Source organism: Marinobacter sp. LA51 (assembly GCF_030297175.1).
GTDB lineage: Bacteria > Pseudomonadota > Gammaproteobacteria > Pseudomonadales > Oleiphilaceae > Marinobacter > Marinobacter apostichopi.
Map to the genome: position 1 here is coordinate 2135326 of NZ_AP028070.1, position 26254 is coordinate 2161579.

Annotated in this window: 27 protein-coding genes and 2 tRNA genes; 2 read left to right on the plus strand and 27 right to left on the minus strand. The window is 57.1% G+C overall.

Going from position 1 to position 26254, the window contains the following annotated elements; genetic code table 11:
• Nucleotides 1-8: 8 nt before the first annotated feature.
• The 6 genes from QUE89_RS09790 to QUE89_RS09815 all read right to left on the minus strand — a co-directional run bounded on the left by QUE89_RS09790 (nucleotide 9) and on the right by QUE89_RS09815 (nucleotide 5015).
• The gene (locus QUE89_RS09790) at nucleotides 9-749 is read right to left on the minus strand and encodes a TIGR04219 family outer membrane beta-barrel protein (RefSeq protein WP_286219924.1); all 741 of its coding nucleotides are present in this window, start codon (nucleotides 747-749) and stop codon (nucleotides 9-11) included.
• 30 nt (nucleotides 750-779) lie between these two features.
• Nucleotides 780-1493 carry a phosphoribosylaminoimidazolesuccinocarboxamide synthase gene (gene purC / locus QUE89_RS09795; protein WP_286219925.1) on the minus strand — a complete coding sequence of 238 codons (714 nt, stop codon included), beginning with the start codon at nucleotides 1491-1493 and terminating at the stop codon, nucleotides 780-782.
• Between the two features lie 42 nt (nucleotides 1494-1535).
• Nucleotides 1536-2633, minus strand: a complete 1098-nt coding sequence (locus tag QUE89_RS09800; protein ID WP_286219926.1) for an NlpB/DapX family lipoprotein — start codon at nucleotides 2631-2633, stop codon at nucleotides 1536-1538.
• A gap of 35 nt (nucleotides 2634-2668) precedes the next feature.
• Nucleotides 2669-3547, minus strand: coding sequence for a 4-hydroxy-tetrahydrodipicolinate synthase (gene dapA / locus QUE89_RS09805; RefSeq protein WP_286219927.1), 879 nt, complete (start codon nucleotides 3545-3547; stop codon nucleotides 2669-2671).
• A 144-nt stretch (nucleotides 3548-3691) separates the two neighbouring features.
• Nucleotides 3692-4771, minus strand: coding sequence for an AI-2E family transporter (locus QUE89_RS09810; RefSeq protein WP_286219928.1), 1080 nt, complete (start codon nucleotides 4769-4771; stop codon nucleotides 3692-3694).
• Between the two features lie 16 nt (nucleotides 4772-4787).
• Nucleotides 4788-5015 (minus strand): sulfurtransferase TusA family protein, encoded by a 228-nt coding sequence (locus QUE89_RS09815; RefSeq protein WP_041338199.1) that lies wholly within the window; start codon nucleotides 5013-5015, stop codon nucleotides 4788-4790.
• 164 nt (nucleotides 5016-5179) lie between these two features.
• On the opposite strand from QUE89_RS09815, the gene QUE89_RS09820 reads away from it, so the two are divergent.
• Complete coding sequence (locus QUE89_RS09820) at nucleotides 5180-6655, plus strand: M48 family metalloprotease (RefSeq protein WP_286222857.1); 1476 nt, start codon at nucleotides 5180-5182, stop codon at nucleotides 6653-6655.
• A gap of 12 nt (nucleotides 6656-6667) precedes the next feature.
• On the opposite strand, the gene nadA is transcribed toward QUE89_RS09820, so the two are convergent.
• The 15 genes from nadA to aspS all read right to left on the minus strand — a co-directional run bounded on the left by nadA (nucleotide 6668) and on the right by aspS (nucleotide 18659).
• On the minus strand, nucleotides 6668-7729 hold the full coding sequence (nadA, locus tag QUE89_RS09825) for a quinolinate synthase NadA (protein WP_286219929.1): 1062 nt from the start codon (nucleotides 7727-7729) through the stop codon (nucleotides 6668-6670).
• Nucleotides 7730-7922: 193 nt separating this feature from the next.
• A tRNA-Lys gene (locus QUE89_RS09830) sits at nucleotides 7923-7998 on the minus strand.
• Between the two features lie 68 nt (nucleotides 7999-8066).
• Nucleotides 8067-8142 (minus strand) — tRNA-Lys (locus QUE89_RS09835).
• Between the two features lie 85 nt (nucleotides 8143-8227).
• Nucleotides 8228-9001 carry a tol-pal system protein YbgF gene (gene ybgF / locus QUE89_RS09840; protein ID WP_286219930.1) on the minus strand — a complete coding sequence of 258 codons (774 nt, stop codon included), beginning with the start codon at nucleotides 8999-9001 and terminating at the stop codon, nucleotides 8228-8230.
• Between the two features lie 24 nt (nucleotides 9002-9025).
• Entirely contained in the window at nucleotides 9026-9595 is a 570-nt protein-coding gene (gene pal / locus QUE89_RS09845) for a peptidoglycan-associated lipoprotein Pal (RefSeq protein ID WP_286219931.1), read from the minus strand.
• Between the two features lie 65 nt (nucleotides 9596-9660).
• Nucleotides 9661-10953 (minus strand): Tol-Pal system beta propeller repeat protein TolB, encoded by a 1293-nt coding sequence (gene tolB, locus QUE89_RS09850; RefSeq protein ID WP_286219932.1) that lies wholly within the window; start codon nucleotides 10951-10953, stop codon nucleotides 9661-9663.
• A 36-nt stretch (nucleotides 10954-10989) separates the two neighbouring features.
• On the minus strand, nucleotides 10990-12027 hold the full coding sequence (tolA, locus tag QUE89_RS09855) for a cell envelope integrity protein TolA (protein WP_434784105.1): 1038 nt from the start codon (nucleotides 12025-12027) through the stop codon (nucleotides 10990-10992).
• Between the two features lie 25 nt (nucleotides 12028-12052).
• Nucleotides 12053-12499: a protein TolR gene (gene tolR, locus QUE89_RS09860; protein ID WP_041338191.1), complete on the minus strand. Its 447-nt coding sequence runs from the start codon at nucleotides 12497-12499 to the stop codon at nucleotides 12053-12055.
• Nucleotides 12500-12534: 35 nt separating this feature from the next.
• Entirely contained in the window at nucleotides 12535-13224 is a 690-nt protein-coding gene (tolQ, locus tag QUE89_RS09865) for a protein TolQ (protein WP_434784063.1), read from the minus strand.
• A 14-nt stretch (nucleotides 13225-13238) separates the two neighbouring features.
• On the minus strand, nucleotides 13239-13676 hold the full coding sequence (ybgC, locus tag QUE89_RS09870) for a tol-pal system-associated acyl-CoA thioesterase (RefSeq protein ID WP_286219934.1): 438 nt from the start codon (nucleotides 13674-13676) through the stop codon (nucleotides 13239-13241).
• Entirely contained in the window at nucleotides 13669-14700 is a 1032-nt protein-coding gene (ruvB, locus tag QUE89_RS09875; protein ID WP_286219935.1) for a Holliday junction branch migration DNA helicase RuvB, read from the minus strand. Before ruvB ends, ybgC begins: the two co-directional genes overlap by 8 nt.
• A gap of 152 nt (nucleotides 14701-14852) precedes the next feature.
• On the minus strand, nucleotides 14853-15482 hold the full coding sequence (gene ruvA / locus QUE89_RS09880) for a Holliday junction branch migration protein RuvA (RefSeq protein WP_286219936.1): 630 nt from the start codon (nucleotides 15480-15482) through the stop codon (nucleotides 14853-14855).
• Nucleotides 15483-15512: 30 nt separating this feature from the next.
• Nucleotides 15513-16040 carry a crossover junction endodeoxyribonuclease RuvC gene (gene ruvC / locus QUE89_RS09885; RefSeq protein WP_286219937.1) on the minus strand — a complete coding sequence of 176 codons (528 nt, stop codon included), beginning with the start codon at nucleotides 16038-16040 and terminating at the stop codon, nucleotides 15513-15515.
• Between the two features lie 18 nt (nucleotides 16041-16058).
• Nucleotides 16059-16802 carry a YebC/PmpR family DNA-binding transcriptional regulator gene (locus QUE89_RS09890; protein WP_286219938.1) on the minus strand — a complete coding sequence of 248 codons (744 nt, stop codon included), beginning with the start codon at nucleotides 16800-16802 and terminating at the stop codon, nucleotides 16059-16061.
• 57 nt (nucleotides 16803-16859) lie between these two features.
• Nucleotides 16860-18659 carry an aspartate--tRNA ligase gene (aspS, locus tag QUE89_RS09895; protein ID WP_286219939.1) on the minus strand — a complete coding sequence of 600 codons (1800 nt, stop codon included), beginning with the start codon at nucleotides 18657-18659 and terminating at the stop codon, nucleotides 16860-16862.
• 238 nt (nucleotides 18660-18897) lie between these two features.
• Between aspS and fabR the strand changes: the two genes are divergently transcribed.
• Nucleotides 18898-19527 (plus strand): HTH-type transcriptional repressor FabR, encoded by a 630-nt coding sequence (gene fabR, locus QUE89_RS09900; RefSeq protein WP_353506780.1) that lies wholly within the window; start codon nucleotides 18898-18900, stop codon nucleotides 19525-19527.
• A 140-nt stretch (nucleotides 19528-19667) separates the two neighbouring features.
• On the opposite strand, the gene QUE89_RS09905 is transcribed toward fabR, so the two are convergent.
• From QUE89_RS09905 to guaB, 6 genes are all read right to left on the minus strand, one after another.
• Entirely contained in the window at nucleotides 19668-20093 is a 426-nt protein-coding gene (locus QUE89_RS09905; RefSeq protein WP_353506781.1) for an HIT domain-containing protein, read from the minus strand.
• Nucleotides 20094-20095: 2 nt separating this feature from the next.
• Nucleotides 20096-21439: a UDP-glucose dehydrogenase family protein gene (locus tag QUE89_RS09910; protein WP_286219941.1), complete on the minus strand. Its 1344-nt coding sequence runs from the start codon at nucleotides 21437-21439 to the stop codon at nucleotides 20096-20098.
• Between the two features lie 54 nt (nucleotides 21440-21493).
• Nucleotides 21494-22486 (minus strand): UDP-glucose 4-epimerase GalE, encoded by a 993-nt coding sequence (gene galE, locus QUE89_RS09915; RefSeq protein ID WP_286219942.1) that lies wholly within the window; start codon nucleotides 22484-22486, stop codon nucleotides 21494-21496.
• A gap of 4 nt (nucleotides 22487-22490) precedes the next feature.
• Entirely contained in the window at nucleotides 22491-22982 is a 492-nt protein-coding gene (gene tadA / locus QUE89_RS09920) for a tRNA adenosine(34) deaminase TadA (protein ID WP_286219943.1), read from the minus strand.
• Between the two features lie 34 nt (nucleotides 22983-23016).
• Nucleotides 23017-24594 carry a glutamine-hydrolyzing GMP synthase gene (gene guaA / locus QUE89_RS09925; RefSeq protein ID WP_286219944.1) on the minus strand — a complete coding sequence of 526 codons (1578 nt, stop codon included), beginning with the start codon at nucleotides 24592-24594 and terminating at the stop codon, nucleotides 23017-23019.
• Between the two features lie 64 nt (nucleotides 24595-24658).
• Entirely contained in the window at nucleotides 24659-26122 is a 1464-nt protein-coding gene (guaB, locus tag QUE89_RS09930; RefSeq protein ID WP_286219945.1) for an IMP dehydrogenase, read from the minus strand.
• Nucleotides 26123-26254 lie beyond the last annotated feature (132 nt).

Consider the following 26254-nt stretch of genomic DNA (forward strand, 5'->3'; position numbering starts at 1 on the left):
AACTCCCTTTAAAATACAACCCCAGCGCTGACAAACGGCCCATCGATCTCGACGTCCAATCTGTCGTCATCGTCTTCGTAATCGATAGACATCTGGCGGTAGCCAGCTCGGAGTTGGATGACCGCCATTTCAAACTGGCCGTAGGCGTTGAAGTCGTGAAGCGAATCGCCGCTGTAGCTGACGAAATTGCCTTCGGCACCAATCGACACGCCAGTCAGCGGCAAATCGAACCGGGCGGCCAAATAGCCCATTGGTAACACTGCATCAACTTCGGTCTTGCTTACCTGGGTTGTGCCAACCTGCCTGACAATAAGCTCACCGGAAAGGTCACGAGCAGTCAAGCCAAGATCCAGATTGACCCAGTTATCAAGCACTTCGTAGTAAAACGTAAAATCAAGTTGTTCCAGGTCCAGTTCGGACTGAACATCAACTCCTGAGGCCACATCAATACCACCAAAATTAGCACCTAGCTCGCCCCGACCACTTTGCTGGACCAGAGTATAGTTGAGCCTCACATTTGGCAGTACAGGGACTGGATGCTCGAAATACAGGGAAGCGTTTGTGTTGGAATCGTTTTCCAGATCCAGGTCATTCTCGACATCGACTTCGCCACCGCTTTTGTCTGCGGCCTCACCTGTCAGCTCTGAATCCCAGTAACTTACACTTGCACCAAGACCTACGACGTCCGCATGGGCGAATGGTGCGGCCAGAAGCAAGGAACCACCGGCAGCGACAATCAAGTTACGCATAGAACACCTTTTCTTTGTTGTGTGTCTGAATCAATCGAACTGGATGCCTAAACGGCGGCCCACTTCCTCATAAGTTTCAATCACATCACCCAGTCCCTGGCGGAAACGATCTTTATCCATCTTCTTACGGGTTTCCTTGTCCCAGATGCGGCAGCCGTCGGGGCTGAACTCGTCCCCCAGGACAATCTCGCCACCACTGCGGCCAAACTCCAGTTTATAGTCCACCAGCAGCATACCGGCGTCATCAAACAGCGCCTTCAGCACGTCATTCACCTGGTAGGTCAGCTGCTTCATCCGCTCCAGCTCGTCGGCTGAGGCCCAACCAAAGCTGACAGCCAGCGATTCATTAACCATCGGATCATGCAGGGCGTCGTTCTTCAGGAACAACTCATAGGTCGAAGGCGTCAGTTCCAGCCCCTCTTCCACACCAATTCGACGGCACAGGCTACCCGCGGAAATATTCCGCACCACGCACTCGACCGGAATCATATCGAGTTTTTTGACGATGGATTCAGTCGATGACAGCAGGCCCTCAAAATGGGTAGGCACGCCGGCGGCTTCAAGCTTTTCCATCACGAAGGCATTGAACCTGTTGTTCACCATGCCCTTGCGGCTGAGCTGTTCTTTCTTTTCGCCATCAAATGCCGAGGTGTCATCCCGAAATTCGAGGATGAATCGGTCTGGATTGTCGGTCTTGTAGACAGACTTTGCCTTGCCGGCGTATAGCTCTTCACGCTTTTCCATTAGGGTCTCCGAAGTGGTGCCGAAGCAGCGGCAACCACTCAATCAGTATAGATAGTCGAACAGTTCTTTCAGCAGATCCGGCGCAGTGTTCTCACCGTCGTAGGCCTGAAGGCGCTCAGCGGTAATGACGATGTCCTTATCGCTCTCCATCAGAGTCACAGTGTGAGTATGCTGGGGCTCCTCAGCATCGCTGAACCAGTTGAACCAACCAGACTCGCGCTCGTCCTCGGTGCGATAGTCGACGTAAAACCAGCCTTCACTACGGTTAAGATCCACTACCGGAACCTCGGCCTCCGTTAGCCCCCGGCTCACTTCCGCCCAGGAGCGGCCATAATCGAGGCTCATGCGGATCGCTGAAGCTTGTTCGTCGTTTGAGAGGAGCTTGACCAGCGGATCACTCACCATACCGGACGCGGCGCGTGAGAAGGATTTGTTCTCTTCTCTGGCCTTCAGGAAATCCCCCATGTCGGTCAGCAAGCGCTTTTGCAATTCCAGGGCTTCAGAACTTGGGTTCGCGATCCCCGACCAGGGCACCAGCTCCTGAGGCTGACCATCAACCGTCAGCTTCCGAATCTGGATCTCGGTGGTCTTTCGACGTACGCCCGGAGCCATGCGGACCTGAAGCACCACTTTGGGCTCATCCGCACCAGGATTGCTCGGCAGCTCAGCCAGTTGACGCGCACGTTTGCTGAAATTAAGCAGCTCACTCTGCAACAGACCCAGCTGCGGGCTGTCGAAACTCACTCCCAGGCTCCGCTCCGTCATGTAGGCGTTGGCAGCGGGCCAAATCCGGCCAGGCACATCGTTCACCAGCAGCCAGACCCGGCCATCGAGTTCTTCAATGGCGTAGTTCTCATCGAGAATCTCGGAGGTCATGTCCGGCGGATTGGGAATACTGGATGGGTAGAGTTTGCTGGCATCCGCCACGGCGACATCCCGGATGGGCATCACCTGACTGAAATTGGCTTTTTCGGAACCGGCAGGAAGCTCCAGCGGCTTGCCTTCTTTTGCGGATACGTAACGTTCGGATCGGTCGTCCAGCATGCCGCATCCGGACAGCGCTGATACCAGCAGCAATCCGGAGGCAACAGCCAGAGAATTTGACAACAGGGTACTACGGGTTCCAAGAAGAACCGGCATCGGGTTACTCCGGGTCGGACACAGTTTCAGTAAACTCAGAGCACACCTGAGGCTTTCAGCGCATCTTCCACTTCTGCGTGGAACTTCTCACTCAGCGGCGTCAGTGGCAAGCGGATGCCTTCGCTGATCATCCCGATGCGGTGCAATGCCCATTTTACCGGGATAGGATTCGCCTCAAGGAACAGCTTTCGGTTCAGGGGCATCAACAGCTCGTTGAGACGCTCGGTTTCTTCGCGATTGCCGGCAATGGCGGCTTCGCACAACTGGGACATGCCCTTGGGGGCAACGTTCGCGGTAACCGAGACGTTACCCTTGCCGCCCGCCAGCATGAGTTCAGCGGCGGTGGCGTCATCGCCTGAGTAGACCGCAAGACGACCTTCCAGAGCTTCAATCAGCTCGGCGCCACGGGGAATATTGCCGGTTGCGTCCTTGATGGCCACGATATTCGGAATGTCGGCAAGCCGCAGAACCGTTTCGTTGAGCATGTCGCAGGCGGTGCGCCCTGGCACGTTATAAAGCATCTGCTTCATGCCCGGCACGGCTTCAGCAATGGTCTTGAAGTGCTGGTACAGCCCTTCCTGGGTCGGCTTGTTGTAATAAGGCACAACCAGCAGGCAGGCATCGGCGCCCAGCTTGTGAGCTTCCGTGGTCAGCTCGATCGCTTCACGGGTACTGTTACCACCTGTACCGGCAATGACCGGAATGCGACCGTCCACACGTTTTATGATATGGCCTATCACCTGGCAATGTTCTTCAGGATCCAGGGTTGCGGACTCACCCGTGGTGCCCACAGCAACGATGCCATGGGTGCCGTTTTCGATATGAAAGTCCACCAGCCGATCCAGTTCCTGCCAGTGAATATCACCGCTTGGATCCATGGGCGTGACCAGTGCGACAAGGCTACCCGTAATCATAAAAGCTCCGTCCGAATAAAACCGATATGGTAATGTTGGGCACGAACTGACACAAGGGAATTAAAGACTCGGGATTCCCTGTGTTCGAATGTTCCCCCGAGGTCCTGAACCGGATTCCGGCCCAGGGCTGTTCAACTAATGAATTCAGGACTCTCCAACGGTTGGCGGTGGTACGTAATCTTTTACCGGCCACGCAGCAAAAACCGCCTTGAGCATCGTCGCCAGGGGAATGGCGAAAAACACACCCCATAAGCCCCAGATGCCACCAAAAAACAGAACCGCTACGATAATCGCCACCGGGTGAAGGTTGTTCACCTCGGAGAACAGTACCGGCACCAGAACGTTCCCGTCCAGCGCCTGAATAACACCGTAAATTACCATGACCCAGATAAAGTGGCTGCCCCAGCCGAAGGCAAACAGACCAATCATGGCGACAGGAATGGTCACTACTGCGGCGCCAATGTAGGGAATGACCACACTAAGCCCCACCAGCAAAGACAGCAGGGCAGCGTATGGCATGCCGAGCAACTTAAAGGCCACGTAGGTAGCACCACCCACTATCAGGATCTCGACCGCCTTACCGCGCACATAGTTGGCACACTGCAGATTCACCTCATGCCAGATCTGCAGCATCATCGGACGCTGCGGCGGCAAAAGTCGGCCAATGGCGCTAAGCAACACCTCTCGGTCTTTCAGGAAGAAAAACACCAGAATCGGCACCAGGACCATGTAGATCAACAGGGCCACGAGGTCGGGGATGCTGGATAGCGAGAACGACACTAACCACTGGGTCATGTGCCCTACTTCGGTCGATACCTGCTGGTACAGCGTGTTGACCGCGTCGGCAGAGATCAGCTGCGGATACTCTTCAGGCAGTAACTCAAGATAGGTTTGCAACTCTCCGATAATCCTGGGAGTTTCACCGGCAAGGTTGCTGAGCTGAGTCCAGATCAAAGGCAACAGGCCAAAGGTGACACCTACAAGAATACCGAGAAAAACCAGGAACACACTGACGATGGCGACCACTTCAGGGATGCCCAGCTTGGTCAGCTTGGTCACCAGACCCTGCAGGATAAAGGCAATAATCAGCGACGCAATGGCGGGCGCCAACATGGCCCCAAACCAGATCACAAAGACGGTACCCGTGACCAGAATCAGAAACAGGATGACTGCCTCTTCATCGGAAAAGTACTTGTGGGCCAGACCGCGTAAAATCCTGAGCATCAGTATCTCCGAAAGGTTATGCGCCGCACTTTATCACAAACCGGTACTGGCCATCGGTCTCAGCCGAGCTCACCAGCTGATGACTCGAAAGTTTGATGAAAGCGGGGATATCGCGAGCAGAACCAGAATCAGTGGCAATGACCTCAAGCTCTTCACCAGGGGTCATGCTATTGAGCTCAAGTTTGGTTTTCAGCAGCGGCATGGGGCAGAGAAGCCCGGAAGCATCCAGAGTACGATCAACCATAGAAGACAAACACCAACGCAGTACTGTAAAGCGAATTAACGGGCTGGCATTATGCCGTCAGTGGTAATGTATTGCACCACAATAGTATTTAATCGAAAAGTCAGAACTTTTTATCGCAGGCTTCTGTCTCAGTGACACACAAAATGGATGGCTTCACTCGCTACATGACTTCTTCCCGAACCAGGCTCCGCCCAAAGTCCTCCGCCAAGGCGGCGGTCCTAGCCCTTGGCCTTTTTCTAGCTGCCTCGCCACTTCAGGCCCAGGAAAGCGAACTGCCGAGCATCGGTGGTGCAGGTGGCGGACTGATCTCCGGCCAGCAGGAATCGGAGATTGGCGAGCAGGTCATGGTATCGATCCGCCGCTCAGCGCCGCGAATCACCGATCCCCTGGTGTTCGACTACCTGACAGCAATTACCTATCAACTGGTGCCCTCTGCCCCTCTCCAGGAGCGAGAGCTCACTCTGGCTCTGATCGACAGTCCGGCAATTAACGCCTTTGCAGTACCTGGCGGCATCGTAGGAGTCAACGGCGGCCTGTTCCTCAACGCTACCACTGAACAGCAATTTGCCTCGGTACTCGCGCACGAGCTTGCCCACCTCAGTCAAAGGCATTTTGCCCGGCGCCTGGAGCAGCAAGAAACCAGCGCGCCACTGACCATCGCCGGCATGATTGCCGGCATCGTGCTGTCTGCGGTCACACAGTCTGACCTGGGGATCGCCGCGATCGCCGGCACCCAGGCGCTTGCCGTTCAAAATATGCTGGCCTACAGCCGCGCCCATGAACAGGAAGCGGACCGGGTCGGCCTCGAAATCCTGGCATCTGCAGGCATGGACCCGGATGGCATGCCCGAGATGTTCGAAATCATGATGCGCCAGAACCGGCTTCAGGGAAACCGGCCGCCCGAATATCTGTCTACCCACCCACTGACCCAAAACCGGGTCGCAGACACCCGAAACCGCGCTGAACAATATCCCGATCGCGTGGTCCGTGATAGCAAGGAATTTCACCTGGTCCGCAGCCGCTTGCAGGTTCGCTACGCTGCGTCAGCGGATGTTGCAGTGGAAACCTTTGAAGCCTATCTGGACCGCGACGAAACCAAACGAAACGAGGCAGTCCGATACGGCCTGGCCGTCGCCTATCAGGAAAACAATCAGCCAGAAAAATCGATTGCACTGCTCGAAGAACTGTTGGGGCAGAACCCCGGCCGGATCACCTTCCAGGTCACCCTGGCGGATGTTCTGACCGGCCAAAAACGGACACAGGAGGCTCGAACACTGCTTGAGGACGCCCTGGCCCGCAACCCCGAGAATTATCCGATTATGCACTCGCTGGCCGAGGCCGAACTGGCCGACGGCAATGGCGCGACCGCAGCAGAGATTCTAACTCAGCTCACGCGGATGCTTCCTGGGCAGGAAAACCTCTGGCTACGGTTGGCCGAGGCCGAAGGAATGGCAAGAAACATCGTTGGCGTGCACAGGGCGCGGGCAGAGTACGATGCACTCATGGGCAATCTGGAGGCAGCCCAGCGCCAGTTACGACAGGCCCAGGAGAAGCTTCCGGCCGGCTCCCCGCAACGTCAGGTCGTAACCGAGCGCCTAGCGGAGATCACCAGCCGCCTGAACGCCCGGCGCCGAGGCTAACCGCCATCACCCTCAGGAATTGCCCGCGGCTTTCAGGTTCATGTTGGCGGTAAAATCGAGCATCCGCCGCAACGGCTTGAGCGCGCGCTCCCGCAGAGCGTCGTCTACCAGAACCTCCTGATCACCCTGCTCCAGAACATTCAGCAGGTTCTCCAGGCCGTTCATGGCCATCCACGGGCAATGGGCACAGCTACGGCAGGTTGCACCGTTGCCGGCGGTAGGCGCCTCGAGAAGCGTTTTGTTGGGCGCGAGCTGCTGCATCTTGTAGAAGATGCCGTTGTCCGTCGCAACAATGAACTTCTCGTTGGGCAACGTCTGCACCGCGTGAATCAACTGCGAAGTGGACCCCACCACGTCGGCCATATCCACAACGGCACTCGGGGACTCCGGATGCACCAATACTGCAGCATCGGGATACAGCGCTTTGAGGTCTTCCAGGCCACGATACTTAAACTCTTCGTGCACAATGCAAGAGCCATCCCAGAGCAGCATATCCGCCCCGGTGGTTTTCTGGACGTAATGCCCCAGGTGCTTGTCAGGGGCCCAGAGAATCTTCTCGCCCCGGGCATCCAGGTCTTCAACGATGGCCTGAGCGCAGCTGGATGTAACAACCCAATCGGCCCGCGCTTTAACGGCTGCGGAGGTATTTGCGTAAACCACCACCGTCCGGTCCGGGTGCTGGTCGCAGAAGTCGGCAAACTCATCGGCTGGGCAGCCTACGTCTAGCGAGCAGGTGGCCTCGAGGGTCGGCATCAGCACCCGTTTCTCGGGATTAAGAATCTTTGCCGTCTCTCCCATGAAACGCACACCGGCCACCACAACCGTGGACGCCGGGTGTTGGTTGCCAAACCGCGCCATTTCCAGGGAGTCGGCAACGCAGCCGCCGGTCTCTTCCGCAAGACGCTGGAGATCCGGGTCGGTGTAGTAATGAGCCACCAGAACCGCATCTTCGGCCTTCAGGGCCGCCTTGATGCGAGCCTCAAGATCAGCCTTCTCGTCAGCACTCAGCGGTTTTGGTTCTGCCGCGTGGGCAAGGTGTTCCTGAACAAGGATACGATCTTCAGCTCGAGTCATTACTGCGTCTCTGTGTTGCTATGTCTTTGGAAGTATACCACTTTACACCCTCAAAATTCGGGTTCTGACACGGCGTGGTAACAGAACTCTGATCAGGATTTCAGTGCCCTCACTGAGTAGGTAGGAACTTATACGCAAAAAAAAAGAGCCCGAAGGCTCTTTTTTTCGCAAAACCCTTTCGGGCTTCAGCGTTTGGTGGGTCGTGAAGGATTCGAACCTTCGACCAATTGGTTAAAAGCCAACTGCTCTACCAACTGAGCTAACGACCCGTAACTGCCGGCCAGACATTTTTTCCTGACCCATTTCCGGGCAACTCAGCGCGCCCGAAAATCTTGTTTGGTGGGTCGTGAAGGATTCGAACCTTCGACCAATTGGTTAAAAGCCAACTGCTCTACCAACTGAGCTAACGACCCAAACGAGGCGCATATAGTAATGATTTTTTGGCGCTGATCAACCCCTTTTTTTCAGGTTTCTCAACATTTTTCCCTCGACGCCGACTTAAGAGCCACCGGAGTCCAAAAACTTCTTCGCCAGCTTGGCCGCACTGCTGTTCGGATAGTCCCTGACAACGGTATTCATGCGACGTTTAGCTTCATCGGACTCACCCAGGCGATCCAGCGTGACACCCAACTTGTAGACCGCGTCAGGCGCTTTCCTGTGATCCGGATAGCGAGTGGCAACAATGGTGAACGCCTGTTTGGCTTGCTCGAGCTGAGGCTTTACCAGGTAAACCTCTCCCAGCCAGTAATAGGCGTTAACCGTGAGGTCCCCTTCCGGATGCTTGTCGATGAACTCGTACAACTGGCTGATCGCCTGATCGTACTTCTTCTGGTTTCGAATCAGGTCGACAATGTCCTGGTAGGCTTTGCGCTCCTCGGCACCGGGCTGGCGGTATTCCTTGGTAGCCATGCCGGAACTACTGCCGGCATCGGCACCACCTGTAGCCGCACTTGCAGCCTCCGGCTGCGCGGAGACCTTCTCGGACAGATCCAGAATACGCTGATCGAGATCAATGTAACGATCCCGGCCTTGTTCCTTCAGGCGGTCGATCTCATGCCTCTGCTCTTCGACCTCACCCTGCAAGCGACGTACTTCGCCCTGCAACTGCTGGATCATATAGAACAGTTCGGCTGTCGCCTGACTGCTATTAGCTTTCCGCTGCGCTTCCGAACTGGTGTTCTGGAACGCGGGGGTAGACGATTGCGCCAGAGCCGCGCTCGCCTGCCCGAGGGCAAGCGAGACGGCCACTGTCGCCATGAGTCTTGTTCTCATGGGCATTCCCGACTTCTGGTGTGTTTACTCGAACACGAGTTCCACACGACGATTCTGGGCCAAGTCGCTTTCTGTGGAACCCATGACCGCCGGCTTCTCTTCACCATAGCTTATGGTTTCCATCTGGCCGCGTGAAGCACCGTTTACAATCAGGAAGCGCTGAACGGCGTTAGCACGACGCTCACCCAGTGCCAGGTTGTACTCCTTGGTACCACGCTCATCGGCATGGCCCTCAAGACGGACCTGCTGACCTGGATTGTTAGCCAGGAACTGGGCGTGAGCCACCAGTACGTCACGTGCTTCCTGCTTGATCTCGGCGGTATCGAAATCAAAGTAGAATACAGTGATATCGCGCAGTGCTTCCTGCTCGGCCTGCTGCTGGGCCGCCATGCGCTCCTCTTCGGTCATCGCTGAGGAGGACACACCACCCTGATCATCGCCGCCATACACAGTGGAGCCGCCTTCCTGATCAATCGCGGCCACGTCGGAACCGTAAGCGCCGTCGTCCTGCGTTTCACCCGTGGAGCTACAGCCGGCAAAAAGACCGGCGGACAGAAGGACTGCAAAAGCCTTGGATTGAGCTGACAACTTCATAACACTTTCCTTTCAGTTGGTGAACTTGCTTTCTGAATCAATTGACAGGCATAGCTATCTGCCTGTTACCGCACCAGCGGCCCCCAGGCAGGTTCCCGGACATCACCTTCCGAAGCCGGAAGACTGTACGCGGCACCGCCATCGGCTGAGATAACCGTAAGCACACTATCTGCGCCCTGCTTGGTGGCATAAATCAGCATGCGGCCGTTCGGGGACACGCTTGGGGATTCGTCGGATTCGGTTCGGGTGAGAATCGTCTCCTCACCGGTTTTCAGGTTGGTCCGGGCAATGTGAAACGCCCGATCCCTTTGATGCACGTAATAGACAAACTTACCGCTATTGTCCGGCCTTGGCCGCGCGTTGTAACGGCTGCCAAAGGTGATCCGACGGGGCGAGGCACGCTCGCTCTCCTTGTAATAAATCTGCGGACCACCGGAGCGATCGGAAGTGAAAAACAGGCCATCGCCAGTGTGATCCCAGCTGGCTTCAGTATCGATCGCCCAGTGATTAGTGACCTTGGTCAGGTTTTTGGTGGCCAGGTCCATGCGATAAATTTCGGCATTGCCGTCTTTGGACAACGTCATCAGCAACGAGCGGCCATCCTCGGACCAGGCAGGTGCCGAATTCAGGCCCGGGAAATCCGCAGCCTTGGTGCGCTTCCCGCTGGACAATTCGTGCACAAAAATAACGGGCTTGCCGGTTTCGAAAGAGACATAGGCCAGCTTCTTGCCATCAGGTGACCAAGCCGGCGAGAGAATCGGTTCCTGGCTCTCCAGCCGGATGCGCGCCCGCTTGCCGTCAACATCGCTTACCTGCAGCCGGTAACGCGGCTTGCCATTGAACTTATCCAGAGTCACATAAGCCAGCTTGGTAGAGAATGCACCTGGCACCCCGGTGATGGCCTCGTACACCTTGTCACTGACGTGATGAGCAAGGGAGCGCAGGTTGCTGGCCGGTGCCGCAGCAGTTTCACCCAGCAAACGCTCCTCCGTGTTCACGTCAAACAGTTCATAGCGAGCCGAGACCCGGTCGCCTTTGCGAGTCAGCTCACCGACCAGGACATAACGCTGGCCTAGCAAACGCCAGTCCCGGAAAAACACGTCCTCCCGCTTAGATGGCAGGCTGAGCATTTTTTCCGCTGGTAAGGGGCGAAACTCGCCACTCATGGCCAGATCGCTTTGAACGACCGTACTGAGTTTGTCACCGGCGGGGATGCTGCCGGACTCAGCGAATGGTACCACCGCAATCGGAACGGCGGCATCGGCACCCTCAGTGATACGAATCAACAACTCGGCACGCACTGTACCCGCTGCAACCAGCGCCAAGGTCAGCACTGTAACTAGCTTTCTTAACAACATGGTCCAAGCCCGCTGTGTCAAAGTGTGTTCCATTCCCTATTTCAACCGGCGAGGGTTGAACTCGATGGTGAACTGGCGGAAATACCGCTCGAACGTGTCCCGCTTGTCCGGAATCGGATACCGACTGAGCGAGCGCACCGCGCTCAGTGCCGAATTATCGAAAGCGGTGTTGCCGCTACTGCTCACCAGCTTAACTCCGGCCAATTCGCCCGTAGGCAACAAGGTAATCTGTAGGCGCGCTGTCATTTCCTCGGTGGCCGACGAAGGCGGATACCAGGCCTGACTGAGCCGCTCCCGGATCAGTGCCTGATACTTCTCACTTTCGGTCAGCATCTGCGCCTCGCGGGCCTTGGCCGCCGCTGCCTGGGCCTGCCGCCGGGCCTCGGCTTGCTTGGCCTCGCTGGATTCCTCAGCCAACGCTTCCAACTGCTTCTCCTTCAACCGACGCTCCGCCTCCTGACGTTTTCGCTCGGCTTCCTTTCGGGCCTCTTCTTCCCGCTTCTTGCGCTCGGCCTCTTCACGCTTGCGTTGCTCTTCTTTACGCTTTTTTTCAGCTTCAGCCTCGGCCTTGCGCTGCTCTTCCTTGCGTTTTTTCTCTGCCTCGGCTTTCTGACGTTCGCGTTCTTTCGCCTCGGCTTCCGCTTTCTGACGGGCAGCTTCCTTGGCCTTCGCTGCTTCTTCGCGCTTACGCTTCTCAGCCAACTGACGCTTTCGCTCTTCCTCTTGCTTTTGCTCCTGAACCTTGCGCTCAGCCTCTTCTTTGGCCTTCTGTTCAGCCAGCTTCCGGGCCTCTTCCTTTCGCTTCTTCTCCGCCTCGCGCTTCTGCTCTTCCAGCCGTCGCTCTTCGTCACGGTCCGGCTGATCATCCAGAGTCTCTATCGGACTGGGCTCCGGCTGCTGCTGGGTGACCAGCCGAGCGGAGATGCTGCGTGGCGGCGGCTCGTGCTCCGGACTACTCCAGGTCCAGCCAGCCAGCGCGACACCCACGATGACAAGGTGCAATATCACCGACAAGGCAACGGGTGATTTCCAGGGTGGGACGCCCGTGCTGGTTACTTCACGCTCGTGTCCTATCACAAAATACCTGCCTGCACTGGTGTCACTTGTCGTCCAGGGGTGATTCAGTGATCAAACCGATACTCCCGGCACCGGCACCCTGCAACTCTGCCATCAGCCGAACCACGGTTCCGTACTCCACGTGCTCGTCGCCTCGCACAAGGATTTCACTGCTGGCACGCTGTGAAAGAATTTTGGAGATCTGTTCCCGGACCTCAGTCAGAGACATAGGGTCACTGCCGCGATCCCCAACCTCAACGAAATAGGCACCATTGGCATCTACCGACACCACGATCGACTCGACGTTTTTGTCAGCCTGAATCGGATCCGACGTCGTTTCCGGCAGGTCTACCTTTACGCCCTGAGTCAACATGGGCGCAGTTACCATGAAGATAACCAGCAGCACCAGCATGACGTCGATGTACGGCACCACGTTGATCTCTGACATCGGCTTTCGCCGATGCTGCGGCATCATGCCCATGCCTTTCATCGCGTTATCCTCCGACCATCACCAAACAAGCACATTTATGCGGCACTCTTTTCACTGTGGTGAACACGGCGATGCAGAATGCTCGAAAACTCCTCAGCGAAGGTTTCGTAGTTCTTGAGCAAAGCGTCGGACATGGCCGAGAACCGGTTGTAGGCAATAACCGCCGGAATGGCTGCAAAAAGACCCATGGCGGTGGCGATCAGAGCCTCGGAGATACCGGGAGCCACCGTGGCCAGAGTTGCCTGCTGCACCTGGGCAAGGCCCCGGAACGAGTTCATGATGCCCCATACGGTGCCAAACAGGCCAATGTAAGGACTGGTCGAACCCACCGTTGCCAGGAATGGCAGATGGGTTTCCAGGCGCTCCTGCTCACGGGAGAAAGCCACCCTCATGGCACGCTGGGTACCTTCCATAACGGCGTCTGCGTCGCGGCTTTGCTGACGCAGGCGGGAGAACTCCTTGAAGCCCGAGCGGAACACCGCCTCCATGCCGGAGAACGGCGTGGGTTCAGCATTCACTTCGCGATAGAGTTGTCCCAGATCCATGCCGGACCAGAAGCGCTCCTCGAAGGCCACCTGAGATTGCTTGGCCTTTCGAAACACCTGGAAACGCTGAAAAATCAGCGCCCAGGACACTACGGAAGCCAGCGCTAGCAGCAGCATGACAAGCTGTACCAGCACACCGGCATTGGACACGAGATACCAGACTGAAACTTCTGATTCCACCTTTTGCTCCTGGCTTATTCCGTTGTCTGAACGTTGCTTTCAAGCAACGCCCGCATATTCTCGGGTAATCGGCGTGGGCGGCCACTGTCCAGCGCCACACAGGCCACTCTCACATCGGCTTCACACAGCAATGCGCGATCGTCTGCGCGCAGAACCCGCTGCTTGAACTTCATCCACACCCGGCCATAGCCCTGAGGCTCCGCCGTGATCAGTAACTGATCGTCCAGCCGTGCCGGCACCGCGTAATGTATCGCCATACGCTGTACAACATAGCTGATATTCTCCGCGAGGCCGGCGCGCAGCCCCACCCCGCAACTACGTACCCACTCGGTCCGGGCCCGTTCCATGTAATGCAGGTACTTGGCATGGAATACTATGCCACCGGCATCGGTGTCCTCGATGTAGACACGAACCGGCAACTCAAAAACTTCACCGCCCGACAGCTCAGTCAAAGAGATCCTCCTCTTTGCCCGATTTCGGTGGCACCACACCAAAGTGCTGGTAGGCATTGGACGTAACCATCCGCCCCCGCGGCGTGCGTACCATGTAGCCCTGCTGGATCAGGAATGGCTCCAGGACATCTTCAATCGTGCCCCGCTCCTCGCTGATTGCTGCAGCCAGACTTTCGACGCCAACCGGGCCGCCGTCGAACTTTTCAATCATCGCCAGCAACAGTCGACGGTCCATATGATCGAACCCCCGGCTATCCACCTTCAGCATGTTCAATGCCTGGTCGGCGATATCAGAACTGATATGGCCATCGGATCGCACCTCTGCGAAATCTCGCACCCGGCGCAACAGCCTGTTAGCAATGCGCGGCGTGCCTCGGGATCGACGGGCAATTTCAAAGGCACCGGCCTCATCAATGGCGACCGACGACAGCCTGGCCGACCGCATGATGATGTTGGTCAGGTCTTCGGTATTATAAAACTCGAGCCGTTGAACAATGCCAAAACGATCCCTCAGCGGCGACGTCAACAGACCGGCTCGGGTCGTGGCGCCTACCAGAGTAAAAGGTGGCAGATCCAGCTTGATTGAACGGGCCGCAGGCCCCTCACCAATCATGATATCCAGCTGGTAGTCTTCCATCGCCGGGTACAGCACTTCTTCCACGGCTGCGCTCAGGCGATGGATCTCATCAATGAAAAGTACATCGCCTTCTTCCAGATTGGTCAGCATGGCGGCGAGATCGCCTGCTTTCTCCAACACCGGACCGGAGGTCGTCTTGATCGACACCCCCATTTCGTTGGCGATGATGTTCGCCAGGGTCGTCTTACCGAGACCCGGCGGACCGAATATCAATACGTGGTCAAGCGCTTCGTCGCGGCCTCGGGCGGCAGAGATGAAGATATCCATTTGCTCACGCACTGCCGGCTGACCAACATACTCGGCCAGCAAGCTAGGACGGATCGCCCGATCCTGAACTTCTTCGTAATCACCGGCCCTGGCTGAAATCAGTCGGTCGGATTCGATCATGGCATCATCCGTTCATTGGGATTCAATATCGTGCCTTTAGCGCTTACCTTTGAGTTAACCAGTGGCCCCAATTGTACAAACAGCTTGCGGGGTGTCACGTTACGCTCTCTACAGGTTTGGCTCTACATGGGCGACATATTACGGCATCGTCATCAGGCCGGAATCATATTGCGCAGGGCAAGCCTGATCAGCGCCTCGCTGGTCATTCCCTCTTCAGCGACCTTGGAAATCGCTTTGGCGGCCTCCTGGGGTTTGTAGCCCAGGGCAATCAATGCGGCCTCGGCCTCGTCCTTCGGGGCCGGACCTCTCGCCTGCATAGCCGCATGAGGCTCACCAGCGCCTGTCGCTTCTGGCGACGTTGGCACGAACTGCCCCTCAAGTTGCCCTATCCTATCCGCCATTTCAATAAGCAGGCGTTCCGCAGTCTTCTTGCCAACACCCGGCAACTTGACCAGCGCATTAACATCCCGACTCTCAACACAGCGAATAAACTGCTCCGCGTCCAGACCCGACAAAATGGCAACCGCGAGCTTTGGCCCCACACCATTTACTTTGATCAGCAGACGAAATACATCTCGATCCAGGCGCGAAGCGAACCCATACAGGTGCTGAGCATCCTCCCGGACGGCAAAGTGGGTATGCAGAATGACTTCCTGTCCGGTTTCGGGGAGGTGAAAAAACGAGGTGTAGGGGATGTCGACTTCATAGCCCAGGCCGGCACTTTCCACCAGCACCTGGCCTGGCGCTTTTTCTATCAATGTTCCTCGGATACGACCAATCAAGGGCTCTCTCCTGTCGCTCCTGGGAGCAGTTTATTGTTGCCGCATTCGGCCACTTCGGGCCTTGCCGCCGGCACCGGCGACGCGCAGTATACTCTGGCTCATGTGGGCATGGCACAGGGCAATGGCAAGGGCGTCCGCCGCATCTTCCTGGGGTTTGCGCGAGAGCGCCAGTAGGGCCTGAACCATGTGCTGCACCTGGGACTTATCGGCACTACCCTTGCCCACAACCGCCTGCTTGACCTGGCGGGCAGAGTATTCATGGACAGGCAGGCCGCTATTCGCCGCACTGACAATGGCCGCGCCACGGGCCTGCCCCAGCTTCAGCGCAGAGTCCGGATTCCTTGCCATGAACACCTGCTCGATGGCGAATTCCTCGGGTCGATACTCACCGATGAGTGTGGCCAGACTGTGGAAAATGGTTTGCAGACGCTGGGCCATGGGCTTTTCGCCCACCCGGATACAGCCGCTGTCGATGTACTCGATGCTGCGACCTTCCACCCGGATCAGACCAAAACCGGTAATTCTGGATCCCGGATCCACGCCCAGAATGATCGCCAAATCGATACTCCCGTTGCGTTACAGCGAATCCATGATGTCGCCGGAGATATCGGCGTTGTAGTAGACGTTCTGGACGTCGTCCAGATCTTCCAGCATATCGATCAGTTTCAGTATGGTTTCGGCTCCGTCCCGGTCCAGTTCAACACGAGTGGCCGGAACCATGGTCACTTCAGCGTTGTCAGGCTTGAAGCCCGAGGCCACCAGGGCGTCCTTAACATCCAGAAACTCCTCGGGCAGAGTGACGATTTCAAACGAGCCGTCCTCCTGGGCCTCCAGGTCTTCCGCCCCGGCTTCGAGGGCCGCCTCCAGAAGAGAGTCCTCCGCTACATCAGGGCCGTAGCTGATTATGCCCTGTTTACTGAACAAATAGGCAACCGAACCGTCGGTACCAAGATTACCGCCCATCTTGTTGAAGGCGTGCCTGATTTCGGCAACGGTACGGTTCTTGTTATCGGTCATCGCCTCTACGAACACCGCGACACCACCGGGACCATAGCCCTCATAGGTGAGCTCTTCGTAGTTGCTGTCATCGCCACCACCAGCTCCCCGCTCTACGGCACGCTCAATGGTGTCTTTTTTCATATTGGCGGTAAGCGCCTTGTCGATGACTGCCCTCAGTCGCGGGTTATCATCGGAGTTGCCACCGCCCTGGCGGGCGGCAACACTCAGCTCTCGGATGATCTTGGTGAAGATCTTGCCACGCTTGGCATCCTGGGCTGCTTTGCGGTGTTTGATGTTGGCCCATTTACTGTGACCAGCCATAAAACCACTCCATCCATCGTCTGGGCGCGCAATGATCCGCGCGCCCGGTCTTCGGATTTACTCGCTCTTTGCCTGCTCAGTGCCTTCGGCGGCCTTGGCAGACTTTCGGCGACGAATGTGCAGCTCTTTCAGCTGCTTATCGTCCACCTCACCGGGTGCCTGGGTCATCAGGCAGGTCGCGCTCTGGGTTTTCGGGAAAGCGATCACGTCGCGAATCGATGACGACCCCGTCATCAGCATGATCAGCCGATCCAGACCAAACGCCAGACCACCGTGCGGTGGGCAACCATACTTTAGCGCGTCCAGCAGGAAGCCGAATTTCGCACGAGCTTCTTCTTCGCCAATGCCCAGAATGCGGAACACCGCTTCCTGCATCTGCTCGTTGTGGATACGGATGGAACCGCCACCAAGCTCGGTACCGTTCAGAACCATGTCATAGGCCCGGGAAAGCGCAGTGGCAGGATTCGCGGCCAGCTCTTCCACACTGCAAGACGGCGCAGTGAACGGGTGGTGGATGGCAGTCAGGCTGCCGTCCGGAGTTTCCTCGAACATCGGGAAATCTACAACCCACAGCGGCGCCCAATCGCTGGTCAGCAATTCGAGATCGTGACCAACCTTGATACGCAGTGCGCCCAGGGCCTCGTTGACCACTGTGGTCTTGTCGGCACCGAAGAACACGATATCGCCATCTTCTGCACCTACACGCTCCATCATTGCCAGTGCGACGTCGTCACCCAGGAATTTGATGATCGGCGATTGCAGACCTTCAACGCCCTTGGACAGGTCGTTGACCTTAATGTAGGCCAGGCCCTTGGCACCGTAGATACCAACGAACTTGGTGTACTCGTCGATCTGCTTACGGCTCAGGTCGCCGCCCTTGGGCACGCGCAGGGCTGCAACACGGCCTTTCGGATCCTTGGCCGGACCGGCAAACACCTTGAAGTCGACGCTCTCAACCAGGTCCGCAACATCAATCAGTTCCAGCGGGATACGCAGGTCCGGCTTGTCACTGCCATAGCGCTGCATGGCTTCGGCGTGCGGCATGCGCGGGAAACTTGGCAATTCGACGTCCAGCACGTCCTTGAACAGCGAACGAATCATGTCTTCGTTCAGGCCCATCAAGATTTCTTCGTCGATGAACGAGGCTTCGATGTCCACCTGGGTGAACTCCGGCTGACGGTCTGCCCGCAGGTCTTCGTCACGGAAGCACTTGGCAATCTGGTAGTAGCGATCAACGCCGGACACCATCAGCAGCTGCTTGAACAGCTGGGGCGACTGCGGCAACGCAAAGAAAGAACCCTCGTGGGTACGGCTTGGCACCAGGTAGTCACGAGCGCCTTCCGGGGTGGCACGGGTCAGGATCGGCGTCTCCACATCCATGAAGCCGTTACCGTCGAGGTAGTTCCGGATGTAGCTGGTTACCCGCGAGCGGAAACGCAGTCGATTGATCATTTCCGGACGACGCAGGTCGACAAAGCGGTAGCGCAGGCGCACATCCTCACCCACATCAACATGCTCATCCAGCGGGAACGGCGGCGTGGCGGCAGCGTTGAGGATGCTCAGTTCTTTACCCAGCAGCTCAACCTGGCCAGTCGGCATGCTGTTATTCTCGGTACCTGCAGGACGACGACGAACCCGGCCGGTCACCTTGATAACAAACTCGCTGCGCACCTTTTCCGCCAGCGCGAAACCCTCGGGCGTGTCTGGATCGACCACAACCTGGGACATGCCGTCCCGATCCCGCAGATCGAGGAAGATGACACCCCCATGGTCACGGCGGCGATGTACCCATCCGCAGAGTGTGACTTCCTGATCGATGTGGGATTCGTTGATCCCACCGCAATAATGACTGCGCATACCGGTTCCCGTTATTTCTGATGTGTGCGTAATGTCTGGCAAGTAAGCGGGCGTGGCTTACCTTGCTGCTTAAATTCGGCCCGCAAAAATATCGTCGGGACCATACTGGAAAAGCCGCCCATTATAAACACAATGTCGCTGAAAATCAGGCGTCATTCGCGGCGTTCTCGGCAGGCGGATGACTCACCGCCGACAGACCGCTAGAATGCACGGTTCACGCAGTAGATGGAGCCCCACCTTGTCGTCCAGAGCCGAGCAGAAACTTCGTACCCGTCGCGCCCTGATGGACGCAGCCCTGGCACAACTGAGTGCCGACCGGGGCTTCGGCAGCCTAAGCCTGCGCGAGGTGGCCCGTGAAGCTGGCATAGCGCCCACTTCCTTCTACCGGCACTTCTCTGAACTGGACGAACTCGGCCTTGCCCTGGTCGACGAGGGTGGCGTGGCGTTACGGCAATTGATGCGCCAGGCCCGCAAGCGCATTGCCCGCGACGGCAGCGCTATATCCACGTCAGTCGAGACGTTCATGGAATACCTCGGCAACAACGCCAACCTGTTCCGGCTGATGCTGCGCGAGCGCACCGGGGTATCCAAACCCTTCCGCACCGCCATCAAGGCCGAGATCGACCACTTTGTCACCGAACTTGCCGACGACCTGCGCCGCTTTGCCGACGAACAGGGCAAACCACTGGCGGACGCCCGCCTGGTTGCCGAGGCCATGGTTACACTGGTTTTCAATCAGGGCGCAGAGGCGCTGGACGCCAATGCCAAGGAACGGGAAGAGCTGAAATTAAAGCTGAAGACTGAACTGCGGATGATTTTGCTGGGCTCGCAAAGCATTGCCCAACGAGCGAGGTCACAAAAAAATTAAATTCATTGGAACCTTTTTAAAAGGGGCTCCGTGATTGGTAATGGAAGACGATACACCTTCCATTGTTGAGTCGTTACCTTTCCAGGTAGCCTTAAGCCCGCCCGCGTTGGCGGGCTTTTTTTATGCCGACCTTGTTACCGCTACCGAAGTCCCGCCAGAACCGGCTCCAGCTTTTCCCGAACTACCGCCAGGGCCTCTTGGCTATAGGGCACCGGAGGCTGGACTCCCCAAACCGGTCCCGGCCAGGCCGGATCGTCTACAAACCGGACAATGTGATGCAGGTGAAGCTGGGGCACCATGTTACCCAGCGCCGCAACGTTCATTTTGTCACCGGCGAACAACTCCATCATGCCCCGGCTCAGCTCCGAGGACTCGTACACTAGCCGCGTCTGCTGCTGGTCCGAGAGCTCATAGATCTCCCGAATGCCGGCCACCACTGGCACCAGCAACAACCAGGGCCAGGTGCTGTCGTTCATCAGCCGGATTTCACACAGCTGGCTGCGCCCGAGACTGATGGTATCGGACGCCAGGCGTTGATGGAGCTGAAAGTCCGTATCATCCGCCATCATTACACCGCACTGAACTGGTTTTGGCCCCGTCCGATGGCGTAGTAGATCAGGCCATAACGATGGAGCATCTCAGGTTCATAAAGGTTACGGCCATCAAATACCGCTGGCTCTCTAAGCGTCGCCGCAATGGCCTCGAAATCCGGCGAACGGAACTCCTTCCACTCGGTGCAGATAACCAGGACATCCGCTCCCTTAAGAGCCTGCTCTTTGGTGCCACACAGGGTTAACCCATCGTGGTCGCCGTAGATCCGCTGCGTTTCTTCCATGGCCTCGGGATCGAATGCCTGCACGACCGCCCCGGCTTTCCAGAGGTTTTCCATCAGGGTTCGTGAAGAGGCCTCGCGCATGTCATCGGTATTCGGCTTGAATGCCAGCCCCCATACCGCGACCACCTTGCCCTTCAGATCACCCTGGAAATAATGGGAAACCTTGTCGAACAGAACGTGCTTCTGGGCGTAATTCACTGCCTCCACGGCATTCAGCAGACGAGACTCGTAATCGCAGTCTCGAGCCGTGCGCGCCAGCGCCTGAACGTCCTTCGGAAAGCAGGACCCGCCGTAGCCGCAACCGGGGTAGATAAAGTGATAGCCAATGCGCGGATCGGACCCGATTCCCTGACGCACAGCTTCAATATCGGCACCCAATCGCTCCGCCAGGTTCGCCACTTCATTCATGAAGCTTATCTTGGTGGCAAGCATGGCGTTGGCCGCGTACTTGGTCAGTTCCGCAGAACGCACGTCCATGAAGATCATGCGGTCATGGGAGCGGTTGAACGGGTAATAAACCTCACGCAGCATCTCGGCAGCCTTGTCGCTGTCGGTACCAATCACAATTCGATCCGGTTTCATGAAGTCGTTGATGGCGGCCCCTTCCTTCAGGAACTCAGGGTTCGAGACCACATCGAAACCAAGCTCAAGATTGCGGCGATCGAGTTCGGACCGAACCGCGGCACGCACCTTGTCGGCTGTCCCGACTGGCACCGTGGACTTGTCCACCACTACCTTGTAATCGTCCATATACTGGCCGATGGATCGAGCCACCGCTGTCACGTACTGAAGGTCGGCAGAACCGTCCTCGTCGGGGGGCGTACCAACGGCAATGAACTGGAGTACACCGTGCTTGACCGCTGCTTCAGCATTGGTCGTAAACGACAGTCGCCCGGCGGCAACCGTATGCTTGACGATGGACTCAAGACCCGGCTCAAAAATAGGGATCTGGCCGTTTTCCAGCTTTTCAATCTTGGCCTTGTCGACGTCCATGCAGAGCACATTGTGGCCGACGTCCGCCAGGCACGCGCCTGTGACCAATCCAACGTAACCGGTTCCGAAAATCGTAATATTCATTCAATCAATCCTGCCATGGTGAGAGGCGTGGTGAGAGACGGACAAATTCTGCCCTCACACTGTAGAGCTCTTTTTTTCCTGCCAGATCGCTTCCCACGCCAGCGCAGTGCTGACGATGGTATCGAGATTGTCAAAATCTGGAGTCCAGCCCAGCGTCGCTTTGATACGGGTGTTATCGGCCATCAAGGCAGCTGGGTCACCCGCACGGCGACCAACCTGTTCAACTGGAAAATCAACGCCAGACTGCGCTTTGACCACATCGATCACCTCATTAACGGTGAATCCGCGGCCGTATCCGCAGTTAAGAACGCTGGATTCGCCACCCTGCGCCATATAGTCCAGCGCCATCACGTGGGCCTTGGCGAGATCTTCGACATGGATGTAATCGCGGACGCAGGTACCGTCGCGGGTGTCGTAATCGGTTCCGAATACGCTCATGCCATCGCGCTGACCTGTAACGCATTCGCAGGCCACCTTGATCAGGTGCGTGGCCTCAGGGGTCGCCTGCCCTAACTTACCGTCAGGATTGGCGCCCGCCACGTTGAAATAGCGAAGAATCACATAGTTGAGATTGGAAGCCGCGGCCAGATCCATGATCATCCGCTCACTCATCATCTTCGAGGCGCCGTAGGGATTGATCGGCGCCAGCGGCAGATCTTCCGTCAGGACGGTCTGCTCAGGCATGCCATACACGGCCGCGGTGGACGAGAACACCATGTAGGGCACTTCGTACCGCTCCACCGCCTTGAGCAGATTCAGGGTGTTACGGGTGTTATTGCTGTAATACTTGAGAGGATTGGCAACCGATTCCGGGACCACAATGTTCGCGGCAAAGTGTAGCACTGCATCAAACTCATGCTTGGCAAACACATCGTCGATGGCGGCTTCGTCAGCCAGGCCCCCAACCACCAACTCACCGGCCGTAACCGCCCAGCGATATCCGGTCGACAGATTATCGAACACCACAATATCGTGGCCTGCCTGCGCCAACTGACGCACCACATGACTGCCAATATATCCGGCTCCGCCGGTAACCAATACCTTCATGCTGCTATACACCTTTCCCTGAAGATTGTTTCCGACCCTGCCGCCGTTCCTCGCGCCGGGCGCTGAAAAATTCGCTGATAATCCCGCTGCATTGTTGCTGCAGAACCCCCGCTACCGCCTCCACACTCCAATTCAGATGCGGCTCTTCCAACGTTCTTCTCGCCGACTCCACCGCACCAGCCTTGGGCTCGGTAGCGCCATAGACCAGACGGCTAACACGACTGTGTACGATAGCGCCAACGCACATCGTACAAGGCTCAAGTGTTACGTAAAGAGTAGCTCCGGACAAACGATAGTTGCCAACCCGGGCCGCGGCATCGCGCAGGGCTCGGATCTCGGCGTGGGCGGTGGGGTCACAGCCGGTGATCGGGGCGTTGAATCCAGCCCCGACCTCCCGGCCGTCAAGCACAACGATGGCACCTACAGGCACCTCACCAACCGATGCTGCCTGGGCAGCGAGCTCAAGCGCCCGCGCCATCCAGGCCTCATCGGTCATCTCGGTTCCGGCAGGCACAGGCATTTCTGCCCGCTTATTCCCATTCAATGGTGGCAGGTGGCTTGGACGAGACGTCGTAAGTCACCCGGGAAACACCAGAGATTTCGTTGATAATGCGGTTAGAGACGGTCTCCAGCAAATCATACGGCAGGTGAGCCCAACGCGCGGTCATGAAATCGATGGTTTCCACTGCACGCAAGGCCACGACGTACTCGTAGCGACGGGCATCACCGACAACCCCGACCGACTTGACCGGCAGGAACACGGCAAACGCCTGACTGGTCTTGTGGTACAGGTCTGCCCGGTGCAATTCTTCCAGGAAGATGGCGTCGGCCCGGCGCAGAATATCGGCGTATTCCTTTTTCACTTCACCCAGGATGCGAACACCGAGACCTGGTCCCGGGAACGGGTGCCGGTAGACCATATCGTACGGCAGGCCAAGCTCCAGGCCGATGCGACGAACCTCGTCCTTGAACAACTCGCGCAGGGGCTCAACCAGCTTCAGCTTCATGGTTTCAGGCAGACCACCAACGTTGTGGTGCGACTTGATAACATGGGCCTTGCCCGTTTTGGACGCTGCAGACTCGATTACGTCGGGATAAATGGTGCCCTGGGCCAGCCAGTTCACGTCCTTGATGGTGGTCGCTTCCTCATCGAACACGTCGATGAAGGTGTTGCCAATGACCTTGCGCTTCTGCTCAGGGTCATCGACACCCTTAAGCTTGGACAGGAACAGATCTTCGGCATCCACCCGAATCACTTTCACGCCCATGTTGCTGGCGAACATATCCATGACCTGGTCGCCTTCGTGCAGGCGCAACAGGCCGTTATCCACGAACACGCAGGTCAGCTGCGTGCCAATGGCCTTATGCAGCAGCGCCGCAGTCACCGAGGAGTCAACACCACCAGACAGGCCCAGCAGAACTTTATCGTTTCCGACCTGTTCGCGAATCTGACGCACTGCGTCGTCAACGATCTTCGCCGGTGTCCAAAGCGCTTCACAACCAGAAATGTTGTGAACAAAATGCTCCAGAATGCGCTTACCCTGCAGGGTGTGGGTGACTTCCGGGTGGAACTGCACACCGTAGAGGTTTCGCTCCAGATCCTGCATCGCGGCAATCGGCGCACTTTCGGTGGAGGCCAGCAGCTCGAAGCCTTCCGGCATCGCCACAACTTTGTCACCGTGACTCATCCAGACATCCAGCAGGGAGTCGCCGGTACCGGTCAGATGGTCGGTAATGTCCTGCAACAACGGGCCGGCGGCCCGAACTTTCACTTGGGCGTAGCCAAATTCCCGCTTCTCGGAGCTGGCTACCCGGCCGCCAAGCTGCTCTGCCATGGTCTGCATGCCATAGCAGATACCCAAAACCGGAATGCCCCGCTCAAACAGACCCTCAGGCGCACGCGGCCCACCCAATTGGGTCACCGATTCCGGACCGCCAGCCAGGATGATGCCCTTGGGATTGAAGTCATCCAGCTCTTCATCGGTAATATCAAACGCTTTGATTTCGCAGTAAACGCCAATCTCCCGCACGCGACGCGCAATCAACTGGGTGTACTGGGAACCGAAATCGAGAATCAGGATGCGGTGGTCGTGAATATTCTGGGCCATGAAGTCCTCGGGTCAGAAAAAGCAACGCGGCTCAGGGGTGAGCCGCGTCTGGATAAGGCAATGATCAACCGATACGGTAGTTGGGCGCTTCTTTGGTGATGGTCACATCGTGCACGTGACTCTCCCGCATGCCGGCGTTGGTGATGCGTACAAACTCCGGTTTGGTGCGCATCTCTTCCATGGTGGCACTGCCGGTGTAACCCATGGAGGCGCGCAGGCCGCCGACAAGCTGATGCACGATATTGCGCATCGGGCCTTTGCAGGCCACACGGCCTTCGATGCCTTCCGGAACCAGCTTCTCAATACCCTTGCTGGCGTCCTGGAAGTACCGGTCACTGGAGCCCTGCCCCATAGCACCGATGGAACCCATGCCGCGATAGGCCTTATAACTACGGCCCTGGAACAACTCGACCTCGCCCGGCGCTTCGTCGGTGCCGGCAAGCAGGCTGCCGATCATTACGCTGTGGGCGCCGGCTGCGATGGCTTTGGCAATATCACCTGAGAACCGGATGCCACCGTCAGCGATCAGCGGAACACCTCTGTCTTTCAGCGCTGCCGCCACATTGGAAACGGCTGAGATCTGGGGCACACCAATACCAGCCACGATTCTGGTTGTACAAATGGAGCCGGGGCCGATACCCACCTTGACCGCATCCGCACCTGCGTCCGCCAAGGCAATCGCGGCCTCGGAAGTGGCAATATTGCCGCCAATTATCTGCACTTCCGGGAAATTCTGTTTGGCCCAGCGAACCCGCTCAAGAACACCCCGCGAGTGACCATGTGCGGTATCGATAACAATGACGTCCACGCCGGCCTCGGCAAGGGCCGAAATACGGGCTTCGGTATCACCGCCGGTGCTCACCGCTGCCCCGGCACGCAGACGACCTTGATCGTCCTTGCATGCCAGCGGATAGTCCTTCGCCTTCTGGATATCCTTGACGGTAATCAGGCCGCGCAGTTCAAAGTTGTCATTAACAACCAACACCTTCTCGATGCGATGACGGTGAAGCAGCTCTTTAACGTCATCCAGGCTGGCACCCTCTTTCACCGTTACCAGCTTATCCTTGGGCGTCATGATGTCCCGAACCGGAGTATCCATACGGCTTTCGAAACGAATGTCGCGACCGGTCACAATTCCAATCAGATCGTTGCCATCAACCACTGGCAAACCGGAAATGCTATTTGCCGTTGTAATATCCACCAATTCCCGCACAGTGGTATCCGGGGCAACGGTGATCGGATCCTTAACCACGCCGCTCTCAAACTTCTTCACCTTGCGGACTGCAGCTGCCTGCTGTTCAACCGTCATATTCTTGTGCATGATGCCAATACCGCCTTCCTGAGCCATGGCAATAGCCAGCTCGGCATCAGTCACTGTGTCCATAGCAGACGACAGCAGCGGGATATTGAGGGTAATCCCCTTGGTCAACTGCGTTTGCAGGCTGACTTCGTGAGGTAGAACTTCGGAATATCCGGGGACCAGCAAAACATCATCAAATGTGAGGGCTTCTTCGGCAATTCGCAGCATTGGGATCCGCCTTTTGAACGTGCTAAGTTGGGAGATTACCTGCTGTACTCGCGGCGGCACAGCAAAGCAAAATCCTTAATCGATCCATTATAAAGGGGCGTATCAAGACAGTAAACCGCACCTTTTTTAAGG

What these genes read in the sequence shown, in the direction of transcription:
- QUE89_RS09790 (WP_286219924.1), bottom strand. Translation starts at nt 749, where the DNA reads ATGCGTAACTTGATTGTCGCTGCCGGTGGTTCCTTGCTTCTGGCCGCA.
- purC (WP_286219925.1), bottom strand. Translation starts at nt 1,493, where the DNA reads ATGGAAAAGCGTGAAGAGCTATACGCCGGCAAGGCAAAGTCTGTCTAC.
- QUE89_RS09800 (WP_286219926.1), bottom strand. Translation starts at nt 2,633, where the DNA reads ATGCCGGTTCTTCTTGGAACCCGTAGTACCCTGTTGTCAAATTCTCTG.
- dapA (WP_286219927.1), bottom strand. Translation starts at nt 3,547, where the DNA reads ATGATTACGGGTAGCCTTGTCGCACTGGTCACGCCCATGGATCCAAGC.
- QUE89_RS09810 (WP_286219928.1), bottom strand. Translation starts at nt 4,771, where the DNA reads ATGCTCAGGATTTTACGCGGTCTGGCCCACAAGTACTTTTCCGATGAA.
- QUE89_RS09815 (WP_041338199.1), bottom strand. Translation starts at nt 5,015, where the DNA reads ATGGTTGATCGTACTCTGGATGCTTCCGGGCTTCTCTGCCCCATGCCG.
- QUE89_RS09820 (WP_286222857.1), top strand. Translation starts at nt 5,180, where the DNA reads ATGACTTCTTCCCGAACCAGGCTCCGCCCAAAGTCCTCCGCCAAGGCG.
- nadA (WP_286219929.1), bottom strand. Translation starts at nt 7,729, where the DNA reads ATGACTCGAGCTGAAGATCGTATCCTTGTTCAGGAACACCTTGCCCAC.
- ybgF (WP_286219930.1), bottom strand. Translation starts at nt 9,001, where the DNA reads ATGAGAACAAGACTCATGGCGACAGTGGCCGTCTCGCTTGCCCTCGGG.
- pal (WP_286219931.1), bottom strand. Translation starts at nt 9,595, where the DNA reads ATGAAGTTGTCAGCTCAATCCAAGGCTTTTGCAGTCCTTCTGTCCGCC.
- tolB (WP_286219932.1), bottom strand. Translation starts at nt 10,953, where the DNA reads ATGTTGTTAAGAAAGCTAGTTACAGTGCTGACCTTGGCGCTGGTTGCA.
- tolR (WP_041338191.1), bottom strand. Translation starts at nt 12,499, where the DNA reads ATGAAAGGCATGGGCATGATGCCGCAGCATCGGCGAAAGCCGATGTCA.
- ruvB (WP_286219935.1), bottom strand. Translation starts at nt 14,700, where the DNA reads ATGATCGAATCCGACCGACTGATTTCAGCCAGGGCCGGTGATTACGAA.
- QUE89_RS09890 (WP_286219938.1), bottom strand. Translation starts at nt 16,802, where the DNA reads ATGGCTGGTCACAGTAAATGGGCCAACATCAAACACCGCAAAGCAGCC.
- aspS (WP_286219939.1), bottom strand. Translation starts at nt 18,659, where the DNA reads ATGCGCAGTCATTATTGCGGTGGGATCAACGAATCCCACATCGATCAG.
- QUE89_RS09905 (WP_353506781.1), bottom strand. Translation starts at nt 20,093, where the DNA reads ATGGCGGATGATACGGACTTTCAGCTCCATCAACGCCTGGCGTCCGAT.
- QUE89_RS09910 (WP_286219941.1), bottom strand. Translation starts at nt 21,439, where the DNA reads ATGAATATTACGATTTTCGGAACCGGTTACGTTGGATTGGTCACAGGC.
- galE (WP_286219942.1), bottom strand. Translation starts at nt 22,486, where the DNA reads ATGAAGGTATTGGTTACCGGCGGAGCCGGATATATTGGCAGTCATGTG.
- tadA (WP_286219943.1), bottom strand. Translation starts at nt 22,982, where the DNA reads ATGACCGATGAGGCCTGGATGGCGCGGGCGCTTGAGCTCGCTGCCCAG.
- guaA (WP_286219944.1), bottom strand. Translation starts at nt 24,594, where the DNA reads ATGGCCCAGAATATTCACGACCACCGCATCCTGATTCTCGATTTCGGT.
- guaB (WP_286219945.1), bottom strand. Translation starts at nt 26,122, where the DNA reads ATGCTGCGAATTGCCGAAGAAGCCCTCACATTTGATGATGTTTTGCTG.